The organism is Chitinimonas violaceus (genome assembly GCF_052601015.1).
Window position 1 is genome coordinate 1 of sequence record NZ_JBQXDJ010000071.1, and the last position, 17,496, is coordinate 17,496.

General features: G+C 41.2%; 14 protein-coding genes. All 14 read right to left on the bottom strand.

Annotated elements, in window-relative coordinates:
- Nucleotides 1-88 precede the first annotated feature (88 nt).
- The 14 genes from ACUHMQ_RS17660 to galE all read right to left on the bottom strand — a co-directional run bounded on the left by ACUHMQ_RS17660 (nucleotide 89) and on the right by galE (nucleotide 17,366).
- Entirely contained in the window at nucleotides 89-427 is a 339-nt protein-coding gene (locus ACUHMQ_RS17660) for an IS66 family transposase (protein ID WP_445296777.1), read from the bottom strand.
- 447 nt (nucleotides 428-874) lie between these two features.
- Complete coding sequence (locus tag ACUHMQ_RS17665) at nucleotides 875-2,707, bottom strand: polysaccharide biosynthesis protein (RefSeq protein WP_445296778.1); 1,833 nt, start codon at nucleotides 2,705-2,707, stop codon at nucleotides 875-877.
- Nucleotides 2,708-2,983: 276 nt separating this feature from the next.
- Entirely contained in the window at nucleotides 2,984-4,009 is a 1,026-nt protein-coding gene (locus ACUHMQ_RS17670; RefSeq protein WP_445296779.1) for an MraY family glycosyltransferase, read from the bottom strand.
- A complete protein-coding gene (locus ACUHMQ_RS17675) occupies nucleotides 4,010-4,972 on the bottom strand; it encodes a UDP-glucose 4-epimerase family protein (protein ID WP_445296780.1) in 963 nt (320 codons plus the stop codon).
- 125 nt (nucleotides 4,973-5,097) lie between these two features.
- The gene (locus ACUHMQ_RS17680) at nucleotides 5,098-6,252 is read right to left on the bottom strand and encodes a glycosyltransferase family 4 protein (protein ID WP_445296781.1); all 1,155 of its coding nucleotides are present in this window, start codon (nucleotides 6,250-6,252) and stop codon (nucleotides 5,098-5,100) included.
- On the bottom strand, nucleotides 6,240-7,448 hold the full coding sequence (locus tag ACUHMQ_RS17685; protein ID WP_445296782.1) for a hypothetical protein: 1,209 nt from the start codon (nucleotides 7,446-7,448) through the stop codon (nucleotides 6,240-6,242). The genes ACUHMQ_RS17680 and ACUHMQ_RS17685 overlap by 13 nt, the downstream gene beginning before the upstream one ends.
- A 53-nt stretch (nucleotides 7,449-7,501) precedes the next feature.
- Nucleotides 7,502-8,416: a glycosyltransferase family 2 protein gene (locus ACUHMQ_RS17690; protein WP_445296783.1), complete on the bottom strand. Its 915-nt coding sequence runs from the start codon at nucleotides 8,414-8,416 to the stop codon at nucleotides 7,502-7,504.
- Nucleotides 8,417-8,420: 4 nt separating this feature from the next.
- Nucleotides 8,421-9,686 carry an oligosaccharide flippase family protein gene (locus tag ACUHMQ_RS17695; RefSeq protein WP_445296784.1) on the bottom strand — a complete coding sequence of 422 codons (1,266 nt, stop codon included), beginning with the start codon at nucleotides 9,684-9,686 and terminating at the stop codon, nucleotides 8,421-8,423.
- Nucleotides 9,661-10,800 carry a dTDP-4-amino-4,6-dideoxygalactose transaminase gene (gene rffA / locus ACUHMQ_RS17700; protein WP_445296785.1) on the bottom strand — a complete coding sequence of 380 codons (1,140 nt, stop codon included), beginning with the start codon at nucleotides 10,798-10,800 and terminating at the stop codon, nucleotides 9,661-9,663. The genes ACUHMQ_RS17695 and rffA overlap by 26 nt, the downstream gene beginning before the upstream one ends.
- The gene (locus ACUHMQ_RS17705; RefSeq protein WP_445296786.1) at nucleotides 10,797-11,681 is read right to left on the bottom strand and encodes a methionyl-tRNA formyltransferase; all 885 of its coding nucleotides are present in this window, start codon (nucleotides 11,679-11,681) and stop codon (nucleotides 10,797-10,799) included. Before ACUHMQ_RS17705 ends, rffA begins: the two co-directional genes overlap by 4 nt.
- A gap of 47 nt (nucleotides 11,682-11,728) precedes the next feature.
- Nucleotides 11,729-12,895 carry a GumC family protein gene (locus ACUHMQ_RS17710; protein WP_445296787.1) on the bottom strand — a complete coding sequence of 389 codons (1,167 nt, stop codon included), beginning with the start codon at nucleotides 12,893-12,895 and terminating at the stop codon, nucleotides 11,729-11,731.
- A 5-nt stretch (nucleotides 12,896-12,900) separates the two neighbouring features.
- The gene (locus tag ACUHMQ_RS17715; RefSeq protein WP_445296788.1) at nucleotides 12,901-15,414 is read right to left on the bottom strand and encodes an SLBB domain-containing protein; all 2,514 of its coding nucleotides are present in this window, start codon (nucleotides 15,412-15,414) and stop codon (nucleotides 12,901-12,903) included.
- A gap of 213 nt (nucleotides 15,415-15,627) precedes the next feature.
- Nucleotides 15,628-16,284 carry a site-2 protease family protein gene (locus tag ACUHMQ_RS17720; protein WP_445296789.1) on the bottom strand — a complete coding sequence of 219 codons (657 nt, stop codon included), beginning with the start codon at nucleotides 16,282-16,284 and terminating at the stop codon, nucleotides 15,628-15,630.
- 62 nt (nucleotides 16,285-16,346) lie between these two features.
- On the bottom strand, nucleotides 16,347-17,366 hold the full coding sequence (gene galE / locus ACUHMQ_RS17725; protein WP_445296790.1) for a UDP-glucose 4-epimerase GalE: 1,020 nt from the start codon (nucleotides 17,364-17,366) through the stop codon (nucleotides 16,347-16,349).
- Between the last annotated feature and the right edge of the window lie 130 nt (nucleotides 17,367-17,496).

The following is a 17,496-nucleotide window of genomic DNA, read 5'->3' on the forward strand; positions in this document are numbered from 1 at the left end:
CCTCTGCCTCCTTAAGCACGGTGATGATTTGGCTGTCCGAAAATCTCGATTTCTTCATTTTGTAGAACTCCCTCTATCCGAGAAAATTCTACTTCTGCACACCCCTATTTTCCGGGGGGATTACCGGATTACCTAGCCGCCCGTCCTCCTGGTGGCGTATCAGCGCTGCCCAGTTCCTCAGCGCATAAGCCATCGCTTGCGCCAAGGGCGACTTCGGCAGCAACTGAGGGTGGTGCAAGTCGAGCCAGCATTTGAAGTCGTCAAGCAGCGGACGAGTATCCTGTGCTCGTCTTCGTCGTCGCTCATCGGAGATGAGTTCGCGCAGGGCGTTGTCAGCATGGTAGAGCGCAGCAATGCGGTCGATGGCCTCGTGCGCCAGTCCCCGCTTGGGTACTAGCTTAGCGATGTCGTAAAACTTGCGCCGCACATGCGCCTCGCCGGGGGTTTACCAGCTTTCCGACCCCTGGTATCAATCACGGCAAGCACCCTGATTCACCGTCTACCCGAGAACATGCCACCGAGAAAGTCCATAGACCAGCACTGATTCAGCCCGGTCTGCTGAAGCTGTACTACACGTAAATGGTTGGGCTGCTTGCGCAGACAGCGCACCTGAGAAGTAGCTTGGCTTCGAACCAATCCATACCGCCAAACGATTTTCCTCAGTTGTAAAACATCGCATCCAATTGCCGTGCTTGCGACAGTTCCCGGCTTCGACGAATCGGCACTTCCTCACGAGGGACCCTTACCCTACATGTAAACTAATTCTTGGTAGAACTGAATGGGAAGAGGCCACAGAATCAGCATCGACCACGTCCGATAGATCACTATCCCCCCGATAATTCAGGTCATCAATTGCGCTCGGACCGGAATTTATTTAATAATCATAGAGATGATCCTTAATTGTTGCTTCCGGCTTAAAATCGACTACACATTTGTGCAATAAAGCAATAATTGTTTCTAAGCTGTTCTCACTACAAGCACGCAGTAGTTCAGCCAATAACTCATCCATTTCTGACTTAGCAAGAAAGTCTTCTTTAGCCTTCATGATTTTTGGATGAGAAGTACCCAAAACATTATGCCCAATCAAGAGCTCTTCATAAAGCTTTTCGCCTGGACGTAAGCCAGAATACTGAATCTCTATTTCGCCTTCAGACTGATCAGTATCTTTGATCGTATATCCACTTAAATGAATCATTCTACGTGCAAGATCAACAATTTTTACCGGCTGCCCCATATCTAATACAAACACTTCACCTGAACAACCCATTGCACCAGCTTGAATAACAAGTTGGGCTGCTTCAGGAATAGTCATGAAATAGCGAGTAATTTCAGGGTGAGTGACTGTTATAGGTCCTCCCAATTCCAATTGCTTCCTAAATAAAGGAACAACAGATCCAGAGGAGCCTAAAACATTCCCAAAGCGAACCATGCAGAAACGAGTTGAACCGTCATTAGTATCAGCAAAAGCTTGCAACACAAGCTCAGCCATTCTCTTAGTTGCACCCATTACATTCGTAGGTCGAACAGCTTTATCCGTAGAAACCAAAACAAATGTCTCAACACCTTGCTTCTGAGCAGCCAATGCAGTAGCTAATGTACCGAAAGTATTATTCAATACTCCTTCAGTAATATTAAATTCCACAATAGGTACGTGCTTGTAAGCTGCAGCATGATAAACTGTCTGGACAGAGTAGCGCTGCATAATTGCACCAATACGCTGCTCATTCTGAACAGATCCTAATACAGGCACTAATTCAATAACTGCATCCGGTAACAAATGCCGAAGTTCTTGATCAATGCTATAAAGTGCAAACTCAGACATCTCATATAAAACAAGCCGTATTGGGTCTTGTTGAATGATTTGTCGACATAGCTCAGAACCAATCGAGCCACCAGCCCCCGTTACCATCACAACCTTGCCGCGAATATTTGCAGCTAATAATGCTTGATCAGGCGGCACCGCTTCCCGCCCAAGTAACTCGTCAACATCAACAGTACGCACGTCCGATACAGTTGCCTGACCACTTATCAAGTCAGCTATACCAGGCACAACGCGTACATCAACATGGAAAGGCTCAAGCCAATTAATCAACTCTACACGCCTATTTTTTGAAGCAGAAGGCAACGCTAATAATACCTGCTTTACACTCTTCCTCTTTATAAGAGAAGCAAGTTCAGTAGGAGGAAAAACCTCCAACCCACCAATTTCCAGCTTATGTAACCTCTTATCATCATCAAGAAAACCCACAGGCTGATACTCAAACCCGTTTGATAGCGCTGTAGCCAACTGTCTACCGGCACTTCCCGCTCCATATATCAATACAGACTTTTGCAATGAAGTGCGAACAAAGCGTCTTAATATGAATCTAGCTCCAAATCTGCTAGTGAACATATAAAAAACCACCAACAACCACGCGATCAAGAACGTGGTGCCTGGTAAACTCCAATTATTTACAAGCACGGTAACTGCAGCATAGGAAAGCATCACAAATGAAGCAGTACTCGATATTACAAGAACAACTTTATCTGCAAGGTACCTAATAACTGCTCTATAAAGACCTGCACGTAAAAATAAAGGAATTGCAATTATAGGTAATACTAGATAATTCATCATATCCAGCATTGTTGGCAATTCCAATGTACCGTAACGCAAAGAAACAGCCAACCACATCATCAACGGCAACAATAGTCCATCGGCAGTTGCCATGAGAACTGCTTTAGTTCGTCGAGGTAAATGCAAAAATTTTGCTAACATATTTTCTTTCAACCATGCTCTTCATTAAGACAGTACCTGATGTATAACGCCCACACCAATAATTTACATAACCAAGACGGACACTCAGCTTACTTACGATCCTTCACTCTCATCTATAACATGTTAATTAGCAATAATCCTCTTTTAACTGGTAGAATGAGCTTAAAAATATCATCCTTACCACAAGTTCCATAGCCATACAATCATCTCTTAGTAGAAAAGTTCTGCTCATACAGCCTGCAGTTCACTTGCACCTGCTCTAAAGTAAATCACAAGGAAAATTAATGGGAAATATGCAAGCAGTAAACCAACCATGCCACTTAAAAATCCCTTAATAATCACAATTGCTATTGGCAACAACCATACAAGATTGATAAACGCAACTCCTAAACTAATAGGCTTATGCGCTTGCATCAATCGCGACATATATTGATATGCATGGCTTCGATGAGCTTCGTGAAACTTATGGCCACGCAGTACCCGGCGCACTAATGTAGTCGTAGCATCCACCACAAATACACCAAGCAATACCAACCAAGCCCAAAACAACTCAGGTTGGATTTTCGCAGCCATAATAGGAAAAATACCAAGAGTAATTCCAAGAAATCCACTACCCGCATCTCCCATAAAAATACGTGCGGGAGGAAAATTCCAATATAGGAAACCAGCCACTGCTGCAAGTAAACATGCTGGCAATAACCATGCAATACCCGTAGGCTCAGCAATCCAGTATAAAATCACTCCCCCCATACAAACAGTAATAGCTTCCAAGCTAGCTAATCCATCTATACCATCCATAAAATTATACAAATTTAACACCCAGACCAAATAAAATAACGTAACTGCTTGCCAAAACCAACTTGGCTGAATAATAGCGCCAAATACAACAAGTGGTGGCATCCCCCCAAGCCAAATTAATGCCCAACCCGCACCCACGAAGTGAGCCAACAAACGCCAGCGTGCTGGAATGTGTCCTCGGTCATCAAGAAATCCAATCAATGCAACCCAAAAACCAGCACCAAATAGCGCTAAAGCTATATTAATAGGAACGAGTTCAACTACCCATAAAATAGGCAACATGCCTAAAAATGAGAAGACAATAGCCAAACCACCACCACGCGGAGTAGCAATTGTATGTGAACTACGCTCATTTGGTACATCTATAATCTTTTTTCTAAGCGCATACTGTCGTAGCTTACCTGTTAGCTTAAATGACAAGCCCATTATTAAAATTAAAAATATAAATATATTCATTTATTGCTCATTCAAAAAATGTTCTGCAGTGCTTCGTAGAGACTCATCCACGGAAACTGGGGGGGTCCAACCTAGCAGACTTCGCGTATTGGATATATCCACCTGCAACGACTCGCATAACCGACTAGCTACATTACTCTTCCCACACACAACTGCAACAGCTGTAATAATCGAGGCAGGAACAGCAATTAATCTTGGTTTTCTGCCGAGTGCTAAACTCATAAATTTCACTAATTGAGTAGTTGATAAATCATTACCATCACTTACAAAGAATGTCTGATTTGCAGCAAATGGACTATTAATACAGCAGTGAATCAAATCAACCAAGTTATCCAACGCCACCAAACTTCGCTTATTTCTTATCATCCCCAAAGGTAATGGAATTCCTTGCGAAATACAGTGCATCAAGCTTCGAAAATTTGCTTTTACTCCAGGCCCATAGACTAATGGAGGACGGACAATCACTATTTCCATTCCAGTTTCACTAGCTATTTTTCGTAGGGCATTTTCTGCCTCCATTTTAGAAATACCATATGCATCTATCGGTGCTGGCATATCTGCAATAGAATAAGGCTTCCCTAATTCGGTTTTTTCCCCATTCACTTTAACTGAGCTGATGTATATAAAACGTTGCACACCTGCATTGGCAGCTTGTCTAGCAAGATTAATAGTCCCATCAACATTAATACGACGACACTCAGCAAGCGAATAATCGAAACCTTTATCATCCATAACATGAACACGAGCAGCCGTATGCACAACAACAGATACATCTTGTAGCACCTCTCGCAAAGAAGTATCCAAACACAAGTCACGAATTGTTGCATAATTAACATTAGCGATCGGATTCAATAATGGCTGACGAACTGTACCTACTAACTTATAATTAGACATTATCGCCAATCGAGCCAAAAGAGCTCTTCCTACGAAACCATTAGATCCAGTAACTAATAATGAATGCACATCAATACCTCAACAGGGAAATTTGAATAGTTTGAACTTAGTTATTCTTCGAAAGATGGAATAACACCTTATTCAATATTCAAGCTCACAGTACGTTTATAGTTAAAATGTTGACCTTTTATCAACTATTGTAAATACGCTTGATTTTTCGTACTAACAGAATATACCTCAGCTTGTAACCTGTATAAATAATCAGAAGAGAAATTCTCTTTCACTCGCCTATACGCAGCATCACCCATAATAGATATTATCTCTGGGTTCTGAATAAATTGGCGCATTGCATTACATAATTCTTCACTATTGCCAGTAGGTACTAATAGACCAGTTTCTCCATCGACTACGGAATCCGTTAAGCCATTAATTCTTGTTCCTATACAAGGACGCTTCAAAGCAGCCGCCTCAATCACAACCGAACCAAATCCTTCTCTATAACTTGGTAAACAAAAAATGTCTGCAGCAATAATATACTTCTCTGGCTCATTAGTAGCTGGCACCAAAACAATACTTTCACAACATAAATTACTAATATTCTTATCGAGATGCCCATCAGTCTCATCGGGTCCAACAAGAATAAGAGAACATGATAAACCATCCTGTATTAGATTCATAAATGATGTAACTAAATCAAAGACTCCCTTATCTCTACACTTTCTACCTACAAATATAAAAGTAGTACCCTTTAGCCCTAACTCATCCCGTACTTTATTACGATCAACCATGAGAACTTGATAATCAAAACGCTTCAGATCAACCCCCGCAAGTGAGCCCTCTCCCAAATAGGGCAAGGCCGCTCCCTCCTGAGAAATTTTGTTTTCTAATAGAAATAACGACTGCGACTTACTATCCGTATAAGCCGTCGTAGTAAGAGCTACAATTAGCTTATCTATATAAACAAGTAGTCCTCTTTTCAACCCCGTCTTTTCACTCCATACTTGACCGGTGAAAGTATGTATTCTAGTTGGAACATTACATATAAAACCCGCAATACATGCAATTAAGCCAGCCTTTGGCATGATAGAATGAATTATGCTAGGCTTTTCACGTAAAATTACTACAATTAGTCTTAACAGGCATAAAATGTCTTTGACTATAGAAATCTTCCTTGGTATCTCAATTTCAATCCAATTGACACCAGGATATTCTTTATCGCCAAATTTTGATACATCACTTCCAATAACATATATATCAAATTCACTAACACCATTCCTTAGAAAATTCTTAAGATGAAAATTCACAACTTCCGCAGACGTAATAACCCTAAAAATCTTTATTTTCGACATAAGATATCTCCAGATCTATTCATATACGAGTATGCGAAAAACATCCCTAAGTATTGCGTAGCATCTACGAATCCTTTGAAATTCAAAATTAAAAGAAATACAAAAAAATAGAATGAAGCGGCATAAAGAAACGATGCCTTATGACGCATACCAACTGTTATTGACCAAATGTACTGAATAAATGCTATCATTCCAAAAATACCCACATAAAAAATTAATCTTATATATCCTACATCTGTGTTCATATAATACTCAGCCCCTATAGGATCAAAAAATCTACCATCTCCCCAAAAGTAGGTTAAATAATCATTCGGCAATATATACATAGTTAATAAGTGATCAGTAGATGCTGTAGTAGCCTCCCCCTCTTCAAAATATGCAAATAAAAACTCAAATCCCCATTTGATTATATCAGAATTAATCAACTCATGAATATCTACAGCAAATGCTATTACTAGCGCAGCTGTTAATATAATGACAAATAGCCGGAGTATGAACTTACTAAATATCTCACTACCTTTAACCGAAAAATATAAAAACGATAGGGCTACAGCAACAATGGAGGATCTTGCTATTAAGAATCCTGATAGTGCTACTAGTAACCACCATGAAACAAACATTAAATTAATTCGCTTAACATCAGCAGTTATATATGCCGTCAGACTTAATAAATACAGACCAAATAAAATACCACCGCCGAAATTTGCGACGCCAATGCCAATCAATCGAAAGCCAATTGTCGCCTCTTGCACCGACTGAGACAATGGATCCGTATAAAGGTACTGACTAATGAATTCTAACGAACTAGGATAAAAAAAGAACAGCGCAATAACAAAAATTTGAATAACAAAAACTTTATTAACTACTGAAAATAAACCATTTTCATCTCTGATATTCCCAAACCTAAACATCAAGTCAATAAGCGGAAAAGCCAGCACAAGATAAAGTAATCTAGAAATAAAAAATGATACCCCAGAGCTATCCAGCTCTTGGTTAACTATTGTTGAAACAATCCATGTTAAAAGAAATAAAAGTAAGGATAAATAAGCTTTCCAACCACTACATATAGATGCAAGCAATCTAGGGTTTAGTGTAAACCAAACTAACAAAGGGATAATCACAATAGGGACAGAGCTAATACTAAGCCTAATTGTAAAGATATATAAAAACACAATTGCCACTGCAAAAAGCGACATAATATGTCGCTTTACTGTTTGGTTAATCTGAGCTAGTACGGGGAATCTCATACTTACCGAATTCTCTTCGCAGGTGCCGCTGCTAATCTTACGCTTGCTGCATCGCGTAGAGACTTATAACTAAAATATCTTATATTCTTGATTAGAAATAGAAGTGCGTTAAGCTCAATATGCTGGCACGATCGTACCGTAGCGAGAAAGTTAATCAGATAACAAGTATAAAGATTCTTCTTTAACCTTGAATCTCTGGAAAAATAGTAATCTATGTCTGCAAATACAATCTTAAATGCCTTCAATCTACCGAGCTTTGTCGATGTATATGACTTCTCATGGGCATTACATCTATATTCCATAAGAACTTTGTTCAAATAAATCCCCGTCCCAGTGTATAGAGAGTTCATTGCAAAAAACCATTCCATGAATGGTCTATCCATTAGATACATATTCCTAGATGACTTACGGTAAGCATAACTACCGTGCACAGCAATTGTTCCCCATTTGGCTAAATCATGCATTGAGAAAATATGTTCACTTTCTTCTCTATCAAATGGCCATCCTGTTTCTGAAACATACTTTAAGTCATCAGAGAAATATCTAGCTCGATGAAATGATATATTTACATCTGGGTACTTCTGGAATACATCATACTGCTCTTGCAACTTTCCAGGCAGCATCAAATCGTCACCATCAAAATGAAATACAATCTCACCCTCTGCTTGCTGGTGAACATCTAGATAGTTCTTATCTGCTCCTATATTTACATCTCTTAATATTGCTTTAATTTCACCGGGATGATTCTCTGCTATTCTACGTACTATATGTCGTGTATTATCAGTTGAACAATCATCAGCTACAATAATTTGAAACTCGAAATTAGTCTTCTGAGATAAAATGCTATTTATAGCATCCTCTATATATTTTTCTTGATTATAACAGGATACCACAACCGTTACGCTAATATTACTCATGAATTCATATGCTCCGAATGACCATTTTAAAGATAGCTAAAGTTGTAAAAAAATAAATAAAAGATATTATTGGCAGAGAAAGGAAGACTGCTTCAGAACCAAAGTAACTTGAAAAACTCAAAGCAACTGCAATATAAATAGCCATTTGCAATACCTCCAGGCAAATGATCACTTTAGACTTAGCCTTTGATATCAATACAAAACATATTCCGTATGCCATTAACTTGAAATAATCAGCAAGTAGTACGTACCCAATATTATGAGCAACCAACTCAAAGTCCTTACTTAGAATAAGATCAATAAGAAGCTCAGAAAAAATATATACCAAAGACGCCATAGGGATGTAAAGAAGCGATATATACTGGAGCATTTTCCAAGTATGCGCCTTAATTAAAGATATCTCTAGCGAAGAAAACTTAGGTATAAAATAAGCTGAAAAAAAAGCAATAAATAAGCTTGTATATGCAGCAGAAATTCTTAATGCTCCATTCCAATTTCCTACAAGATCTATTCCTGAAATACTTAATAAATAACTCCTAACGATAAAATCAGCCAATGGCATAGCGATCACACTTGCACATTGCATTAATGCAAAACTAACGAGTCTAGATATTTCGAATTTTGATTCACCACGCGTAGATAATATACTCCACGCTTTTGTAATAATAAGAACAACAACCAAAGGAAATACTGGTACTGCAGAGAAAAATAGTACAGAGAACTGTGCTCCTCTATATCCACCATTAGAGATCAATTCATTAGTCATAAGTATGGCCGTCAAAGCACCAGAGACAACAGATATACATGCTAGCCAATATCTTTTTAACCCATTTAGTAAACCAATACCAATAGCGTATATCGACGTGAAAAAATATGACGAAAGTAAGGATATAATAATTTCCGTGGTGGATAGACTATAAAAGAATATCTCTTTAAATAAAAAAGAAAGTATTAAGAAAAATACTGTTGCTACTAACAAAAAATAGATAAAGTAATTGAAAAGAGTCGAGAAAAAACTGGCCAATAGTGTGCTACTGTCACAATACTCAGCAACATACTTTGCGATAGCATTCGATACACCTCCTGCAGCAAAAGACAGCATTAGAGTAGTGAGCATCATAAGGTTCGCAAGCTGCCCAACTCCTTGAACACCTAACGATTCTGCAATGCTTTTAATAAGAAAAAGCCCTGCTAGCAATCTAAAGAAGTGCCCCAATAAAATTGGGGCTACTACATTAAATACCTTACTTCTTTTTTGCAAAGAATTCATGAATTGTTTCAATTACTCTACCGACTTCATCATCCAGTAACTCATAATATATCGGCAGTCTTACTAGACAATTAGTATACCTATCACAGTTTGGAAGAGCTCTACTATCTGAATGAGGTAAGAAAAACTGACTTGTATGTAGTGCAATATAATGAAATACTGCGTGTATACCTTTTGACTTTAGAAAAGCAATTAAATTACCACGCTCCTCAAGTGACCGACAAACCAAGTAAAACATATGCGCATTATTAGTTGCCCATGAAGGAATGTGAGGTAACTCAAAACAACCATCATCTGCCAATGATCTAAGACCATTGTTATAGGTATCCCAGATTACTTTCCTCCTGCTCTGAATAACCTCTAGATTTTCAAGCTGGGCAAATAAATATGCTGCTACCAACTCCGAAGGCAGAAAGGAGGATCCAATATCAACCCATCCATACTTATCAACTTCACCTCGAAAGAATGAAGACCGATTTGTACCTTTCTCTCTAATTATTTCTGCTCGATTAATATATTTTTCGTTATTTACAACAAGCATTCCACCTTCACCAGAAATGATATTCTTAGTTTCGTGAAATGAAAAAGCACCAAATGTTCCGATACTCCCAAGCGGAGCTCCATTAAAATAGGAATCCACTGCTTGTGCTGCATCTTCTACAATAGCAACCCCATATCTGCGTGCAATGCTTGCTATTCTATCCATGTCACATGCAACTCCTGCATAGTGAACCACAACAATTGCTTTTGTATTTGGTGTAATTAATTCCTCTATAGCTGCAGGAGATATATTTGGATTATCATCACAACTATCAGCAAAGACTAACTTTGCTCCACGCAAAATAAATGCATTTGCTGTAGAAACAAAAGTGAATGACGGCAATATGACCTCGTCACCATGTTTTATATCTAATAATATTGCCGCCATCTCCAAAGCATCAGTACAAGATGTTGTTAATAGCGCTTTTCTAAAGCCAAATTTAGACTCAAAATAGCTATGGCATTTCTTGGTAAATATCCCATCACCTGATATCTTGCCAGAACGCACCGCATCCGCTATGTACACTAACTCTCTACCATGAAGGTAGGGCTTGTTAAATGGTATATTTATCATTTGAATCGTAACCTAAATTTCTTCATTTTAAATACTGCCCCAGTATTATCGGTTATGATATCAAGCTGAAGCAAACCTTCTCCACAAACAACTATAGGTTTTCCTTCTGCAGTAACAAAAATAGTTTTTCCGGGTGTTCTATTTTCTATATACACATCAGGGACTATAGTTGCACTGAGGATTCGAAGTAATTCACCATCTGCAATGGTTGACGCCCCTAGATATGGGAACCCAACACACCTAATAAAGTGCTCAATATCCGTTGCTTTATCGGACCACTGAATCCTATAATCTTCTTCATCCCGCCATAAACTATAAGTTGCATCTATATGAGACTGCTGATAAGGGATCAATGCGTTAGTAATAATTTTATCGATAACTGCTTTTATTAGACTAGTATAAAGCTCAGAAACCATATCAATCATATCGCTAATTAACACTGGATATTCAACAGAAATAGACTCCTGACAATATATATCACCCATGTCATATTCTGAAGCACCAACTAATGCAGTAACACCCAGATACTTCTCTTTGTTCAGAAGAGCATTAACTAATGGAGCAAACCCCCTGTATCTTGGCAATAAAGAATCATGAAATATAATCAACTGACTATCACTCACATTATGAATCATACGCTGCCACCCCGCAGCTATGACGTAATTATAAGGTATATTAGTCTCTGACGGATAGACGCTATATCCAACTTCGTTTTCTATACATAGTGCGACTATATTTTCTGAATAGTCGTCCGCAACATTTCTATCACGCCCTACTATTACATGAATACTTATTCCATCATTTCTATGTGTCAATGCGCCAAGCAAGGTAAAATAACCTTTTTTGCCGGTCAAGTAAAATTTAATTACGATCAAATCCATTCCTACCTCTAGATACAAAGTAAAGTATTCTGGCAGAACTTTTAAAATTACTTCTTATAGAAAGGTCGCCATAATCGTTGAAAAAGAACAAAAGTTATCGATAATATGATACCAAGTATCATACTTAAAGTTACTATCACTAGACGTTTTGGCTTCGACTCTCTTTCCGGGGGAACTGCAGCATCTAATACTTGAATTACTGAACCATCATTTGCTTCATCTAATCGAGCAATCTCAAATTGCTTGGCTAACATTTCCATTAATATTTCATTGTACTTTACCTCACGTAATGCACGGATATATTCCAAGCCTGCTGCAGGAGCAACTGAACGAGGTAAAATTGCCCTATCTTCATCAGACTGTGTACCTAACATTTGAGCAAGCTGGGAGCGTAGTCCTTCCAATGCAGCCTCTTCACGCTGAAGCTCAGGATTTTGCTTCGTCATCGCTTGACGCATAGCAAAAATCTGTACAGCTTTTGCTGCAATTTCCGCACGAAGACTCGCCACCGCTTCAATGGTTACTTTTCCTTGAGCCTCAAGCTGTAAAATTCCCGTTTGCGCTTGTACAACTACTAGCCTCGCTTCAGCATCTGCCAGTTGCTTTTTTGTTGATGCTATTTGACGCTCAAAGTAAAGCCGGCGTTGCGCAGCAACCCCAACAGCTAGTGTGCTACTAATTTGCCTAAGGGCGATTACATATGCATTTGCCAAATCTGCTGCTCTCTTTGGGTCCTCATCATCCACTTTAACAGTAATTAAAGAATCCTTACCAGAAGTCACTTCTGTTACTTCTTTTAATTTCTTTATAGTTTCATCACGACCTTTAGCCTTGTATAGCTTTTCCAACTCAAACTGCTTAGTCAATACTTCCGCCACAGTACGACTCTTAATCATACTGACATAGATTTCGTTGGGACTCTTTAGACCCATAGCAGAACCGGCTGCACCGGCTAATCCACCAAGCTGTGAAAGCACTGCTGATGCAGCAGATTGCTGTTGCTGAGGGGGCAAAATAATAACCTGACTTGTATAAATATTCGGCAACAATAAAGCAACTATGCTCGCAACCAATGTAACTACACTGGTAACTCCTATAATAAAGCGACGACTGGCCCAAAGCATTTCAGTTAGCTCAAACAATGAAATCTCATTAATGCCAAGTGAAGCGTCAACAGCCTGTACTTCTGATTTGATCTCTGATAATTGAGCCATATTCATCACTTATTTAGCGATTTAAATGCAGCAGCGCCTAAGGCGAATTGATAGATAATTTGCGACCAATCTTTCAGCTCACGCATCCAAGAAACTTTATTGAAATCTTCAGGCACAACTATTGTGTCTCCCGGCATAATTTCAGTGCTGCGGAACCCACTAAATATGCCCGCATTACGCCCATTATGAACCGATCCATCTGCACGAATAACAAAGGTGTCACCTTCATCTGCGGTTCTGGTAGCTCCGCCTGCCTGTGTTACATAATCAGTAAGGCGCTTATGCGGTTTATATATATAAGCATTCTGGCTATATACTGAGCCATTTACTAAAACAAAACCAGGGCGTGCAGGTACATAGAGCCTATCGCCATCTTCCAATGATAAGTCGGGAAGTAACTCTATACCACGAGCGTCAGTGGGCATCTCCAATACAATGCGGCCAGTAACAGGCGTATTACGCAGTTTTGCAACTAATGCTTTTTGAGCTTCTAAATCAGACTTCAGCGAAGCCTGGGCTTCCGCAGAAATTGCACTACTCGCTTTTTGTGAGGCTGAACGCTCTACCTCTTGCTCTAAGCGGTCCGCCAATTCTTGCAATTTAATCTCTTGCAGCTTACGTGCAGATTCACGATTAAGTTCAGCACCAAAGAGATATGCATTATTGGTTAAGCCACCCACTCGATGTACTAATTGGCGTAATGTTTCGCCAGCCTGGACTCTATATACCCCTGCATTTGCTATTTCTCCTTCCAAACGTACAAAACGGGTTTGCTTTTCTGATGGTGCTACAATATCGCGTTTAGAAAATACAGTTACCGTATCGCCAGGCTGAAGCAACACATCCTGAGCTAGATCACGCTCTAGTACTGCTTTACCTAGATTAAAAGGAATAAGATCAGTAGATAGATCTTTCGCTTGCCGTTCAATTACTGCGTAATCCCAATTCACCTCCAGATTATTCCGGCTTAACTCTTCCCGGAATTTACTCTGACCAGTTTTCGCATTTGCTTGTCCAATTGACGCCAAATCTTCAGATTGATACTTACCAATCATATTCCGATTATCGGGCATATCGCCTATGGCCAATTGATTAGGAATCTCTTCGCTATTTGCTTGAGTAGCAGTAGGCCTTGGTAAAACTTCCTGTAAAGAACCTTTAGTAGATTTACTTGCATTATTCTGAATGCTACTAGCTGGGCGACTGAATGACGCCTGGATCAATTGGTTTGAATCCGTAACTGGAGATCCCACTAACCAGCTCTGACTCTGACCGCTACGGTTTCGATTCACCCAATAGTCGGGGATAATCAATGCATTCCGATCTGGAATAATATCGCTTATACGCATCCCTTCACGCCATGGGAAACGCATTGCTTGAGCGACATTTCCATGCAAAGTAACCGAATTCTCTAAGCGCGGTGATACGGCATATACACTGACAACATCACCGTCTTGTAAAGAACTCGCCAGCTCACCTCCATTCAATTGAAATTCAGCGACTTTACGTGCTTGGCGATCAGTAATTCGTTCCACGGTTACCTTTTGACCGGCCGCAGCCGTTGATAGGCCACCAGCCCAATTCAACAGATCTTTTAGGGTACTGTCAGACTTGGCTTCATACACAGCAGCCCGATTGACACTACCATGTATCGCTACCTGCTTCCCAACTGGGGGAATATAGACAACATCACCGGGCAGAAGTCGAGCATCGTTAGACTTGTCACCTGAGATGATCAAATCATACAAGTCGAAAGTAGTGACAACCTTGCCTTGTCGCTTAAGCTGGACGGCACGCATCGAACCGCTTGCCGAGGGGCCGCCTGAAGCGAACAAGGCATTCACCAGGGTACTCAACGAACTAACGGTATAGCTCCCCGGCCTTTTGGCTTGGCCAACCACAAAAATTTGGATCGACCTTAACTGACCCATACTCACAGTAAGGTCAAAATTCTTATAGATACGTCCTACTGCAGACTTGATAAGGGGAACCACTTCCTCGTAACGCAGGCCACCTACATTCAAATTCCCGACCTTGGGAATAAAAATGGCACCATTTCTGCCAACCACGGAGGTCACATCGATATCGACTTGACCCCACCCGCGGACAAGCAGCTCATCCCCCGGTCCAACAACATAATCTGAGGTTACAGGCACCCCATCCAAGGGGGCAAAAGTACTGGGCACCCCTTCGAACATATCTTGACCAAATATCGGTAGGTTCTGCCCTGTGGTAATCGATACCAAATTTTGGAATTCACTAGGCTTAGGCGGCTGCAACACTCGCTGGAGCGTCTGCCCATTCTGACTCTGCTCCAAAAACTGACCAGGACGAGTTGCATCAGTCTGCTGAGCGCTACTCATCGACCCGGTCTGAGCTGCTGATCTGCCAGAGACCAATACACTTCCTGTATCCCTATTAGTATCTTTGCCAAGCCCTTGTAACCCAGCGGGCATAGCATAGCCACCACTGACTTCTGCAGCCTGCAAAAGTACAGGTGCAGAAGCGAGAATAAGCATAGACACTGCACAGCGCAGCTTTGTCGCAAACATCATAGGGCAGCCAGTCGGATCAAATAATAAAAAGAAAAATGCAACAGATTAACCAAGAGCAACGTCACTCGTACCGTGGCGAATAATAATCGCTGTAGCATGTTTGCTACCAAACTAATCACGGTAACGTTGCATTGATACTTCAGATTGGGGCTGCTTACCCCTACTGAAGCAATGTCATCAAACAAACAACGCCAAAAAACCAAAGACCACCTGCATGAGGGGTTGCATGATAACCGACAACAACCCTGTTGCCATCAGGCCTATCAGTATCCATATGCCATATGGTTCAATCTGAGCCAGTTGACTGGCAGCACGAGGAGGGAGTAAAGAAACCAGTATTCTTCCGCCATCCAATGGGGGCAGAGGCAACAAATTCAGTACCATCAGAACCACATTGACTTGGATACCCGCCTGAGCCATATACGACAACGGTGCCTGGAAAATAGTTTCGCCTAAAGAACCTGCAAACTTCAGTATTAATACCCAAACGAGTGCCATTGCTAAATTTGCAGCGGGGCCAGCAGCGGCAACCCACAACATATCCGCCTTGGGATTCTTCAGATTGCGGAAATCAACCTGTACCGGTTTCGCCCAGCCAAATAAAAAACCACCACCCATCGTATTACTAAGAAATAACACCACCGCAGGCACCAATACCGTGCCAATGGGGTCAATATGCTTGATTGGGTTAAGGGTCAGCCTCCCCATCATTTCAGCAGTACGATCCCCGAATTGCTTGGCAGCATAACCATGCGCTGCCTCATGGACAGTAATCGCAAACAAGACTGGCAAAGCATATATCGCTATCTGTTGAATCAGATTCCAGTCATTCACGTCTTATAAATCCAGTTATATAAAATTTAAGCAAGGCCCACCACGGTGGCAGAATACCCCATCTATCCCTCGACATAACCCTGGGGATTCCGCGATTGCCAATACCAACTATGTGTACACATCGCCTCTAACCCAAATTCCGCGCGCCAATCAATTTCACGCAAAGCTGCAGTCGGGTCTGCATAGCATGTGGCGATATCACCAGGACGGCGAGCTGTAACCCGATAGGGTACTGGGCGGCCACTGGCTGCTTCAAGGGCTCTTATCATTTCCAGAACAGAGTAACCCTTACCAGTCCCTAGATTCAGGGTCAGTAAACGTGGCTTGGCCATCAAGGACTCCACGGCGCGCAAATGTCCAAGCGCAAGGTCCATCACATGGATATAGTCGCGCACACCAGTGCCATCTGGTGTCGGATAGTCATTACCAAATACCGACAATATTTCCCGCCTACCTACTGCCACCTGGGCAGCAAATGGTAAAAGGTTATTTGGAATACCGTTCGGATCCTCACCAATCTCACCACTTGGATGTGCACCTACAGGATTGAAATATCGCAGTAGGGCAATTCCCCAGTCCACTTGGGACCGATAGTAATCGCGCAATATCTCCTCCGCCATCAGCTTGCTTCGCCCATATGGGTTCGTCGGTGCGGTGGGGAAGTCCTCACGAATAGGAACAGTTACTGGATCCCCGTATACCGTCGCGGATGAGCTGAACACCAAGGTCTTTACCTTATGTCGCGTCATCGCTCGCAATAAGGTCAAACTACCATTAACGTTGTTGTCGTAGTAATCAAGTGGCTTTTCTATCGACTCCCCCACAGCTTTCAATCCAGCAAAGTGAATGACTGCATCGAAGGCATGCCTAGCGAAAACCCGGTCCAACCCTTCCTCATCGCGTATATCAAGCTGATGGACTGTTACAGGTCTCCCAACCAGCTTCTGTACCCGCGCCAAGGAAATCGGTTTGCTATTGCTGTAGTTATCTATCACGACAACTTCATATCCTGCTTCGAGCAAGACTAAACAGGTATGAGAGCCGATATAGCCAGCACCACCCGTTAATAGAATCTTTTTCATCGGTTCCCTAGGGTCTGTTGACGTTTTGACTTCGGTATATTGAAGAAGCGCAGCAAACCCGCAGAATTACGGTTCCTATACTAATCACCCTGCGGGTTTGCTATGCCCCGATTGATGCTCAGTGACGAGC

Excerpts from the sequence above, each read along its gene's own strand:
- ACUHMQ_RS17665 (WP_445296778.1), bottom strand. The coding sequence starts at position 2,707 with ATGGCAACTGCCGATGGACTATTGTTGCCGTTGATGATGTGGTTGGCT.
- ACUHMQ_RS17670 (WP_445296779.1), bottom strand. The coding sequence starts at position 4,009 with ATGAATATATTTATATTTTTAATTTTAATAATGGGCTTGTCATTTAAG.
- ACUHMQ_RS17680 (WP_445296781.1), bottom strand. The coding sequence starts at position 6,252 with ATGTCGAAAATAAAGATTTTTAGGGTTATTACGTCTGCGGAAGTTGTG.
- ACUHMQ_RS17685 (WP_445296782.1), bottom strand. The coding sequence starts at position 7,448 with ATGTCGCTTTTTGCAGTGGCAATTGTGTTTTTATATATCTTTACAATT.
- ACUHMQ_RS17690 (WP_445296783.1), bottom strand. The coding sequence starts at position 8,416 with ATGAGTAATATTAGCGTAACGGTTGTGGTATCCTGTTATAATCAAGAA.
- ACUHMQ_RS17695 (WP_445296784.1), bottom strand. The coding sequence starts at position 9,686 with ATGAATTCTTTGCAAAAAAGAAGTAAGGTATTTAATGTAGTAGCCCCA.
- rffA (WP_445296785.1), bottom strand. The coding sequence starts at position 10,800 with ATGATAAATATACCATTTAACAAGCCCTACCTTCATGGTAGAGAGTTA.
- ACUHMQ_RS17705 (WP_445296786.1), bottom strand. The coding sequence starts at position 11,681 with ATGGATTTGATCGTAATTAAATTTTACTTGACCGGCAAAAAAGGTTAT.
- ACUHMQ_RS17710 (WP_445296787.1), bottom strand. The coding sequence starts at position 12,895 with ATGGCTCAATTATCAGAGATCAAATCAGAAGTACAGGCTGTTGACGCT.
- ACUHMQ_RS17715 (WP_445296788.1), bottom strand. The coding sequence starts at position 15,414 with ATGCTTATTCTCGCTTCTGCACCTGTACTTTTGCAGGCTGCAGAAGTC.
- galE (WP_445296790.1), bottom strand. The coding sequence starts at position 17,366 with ATGAAAAAGATTCTATTAACGGGTGGTGCTGGCTATATCGGCTCTCAT.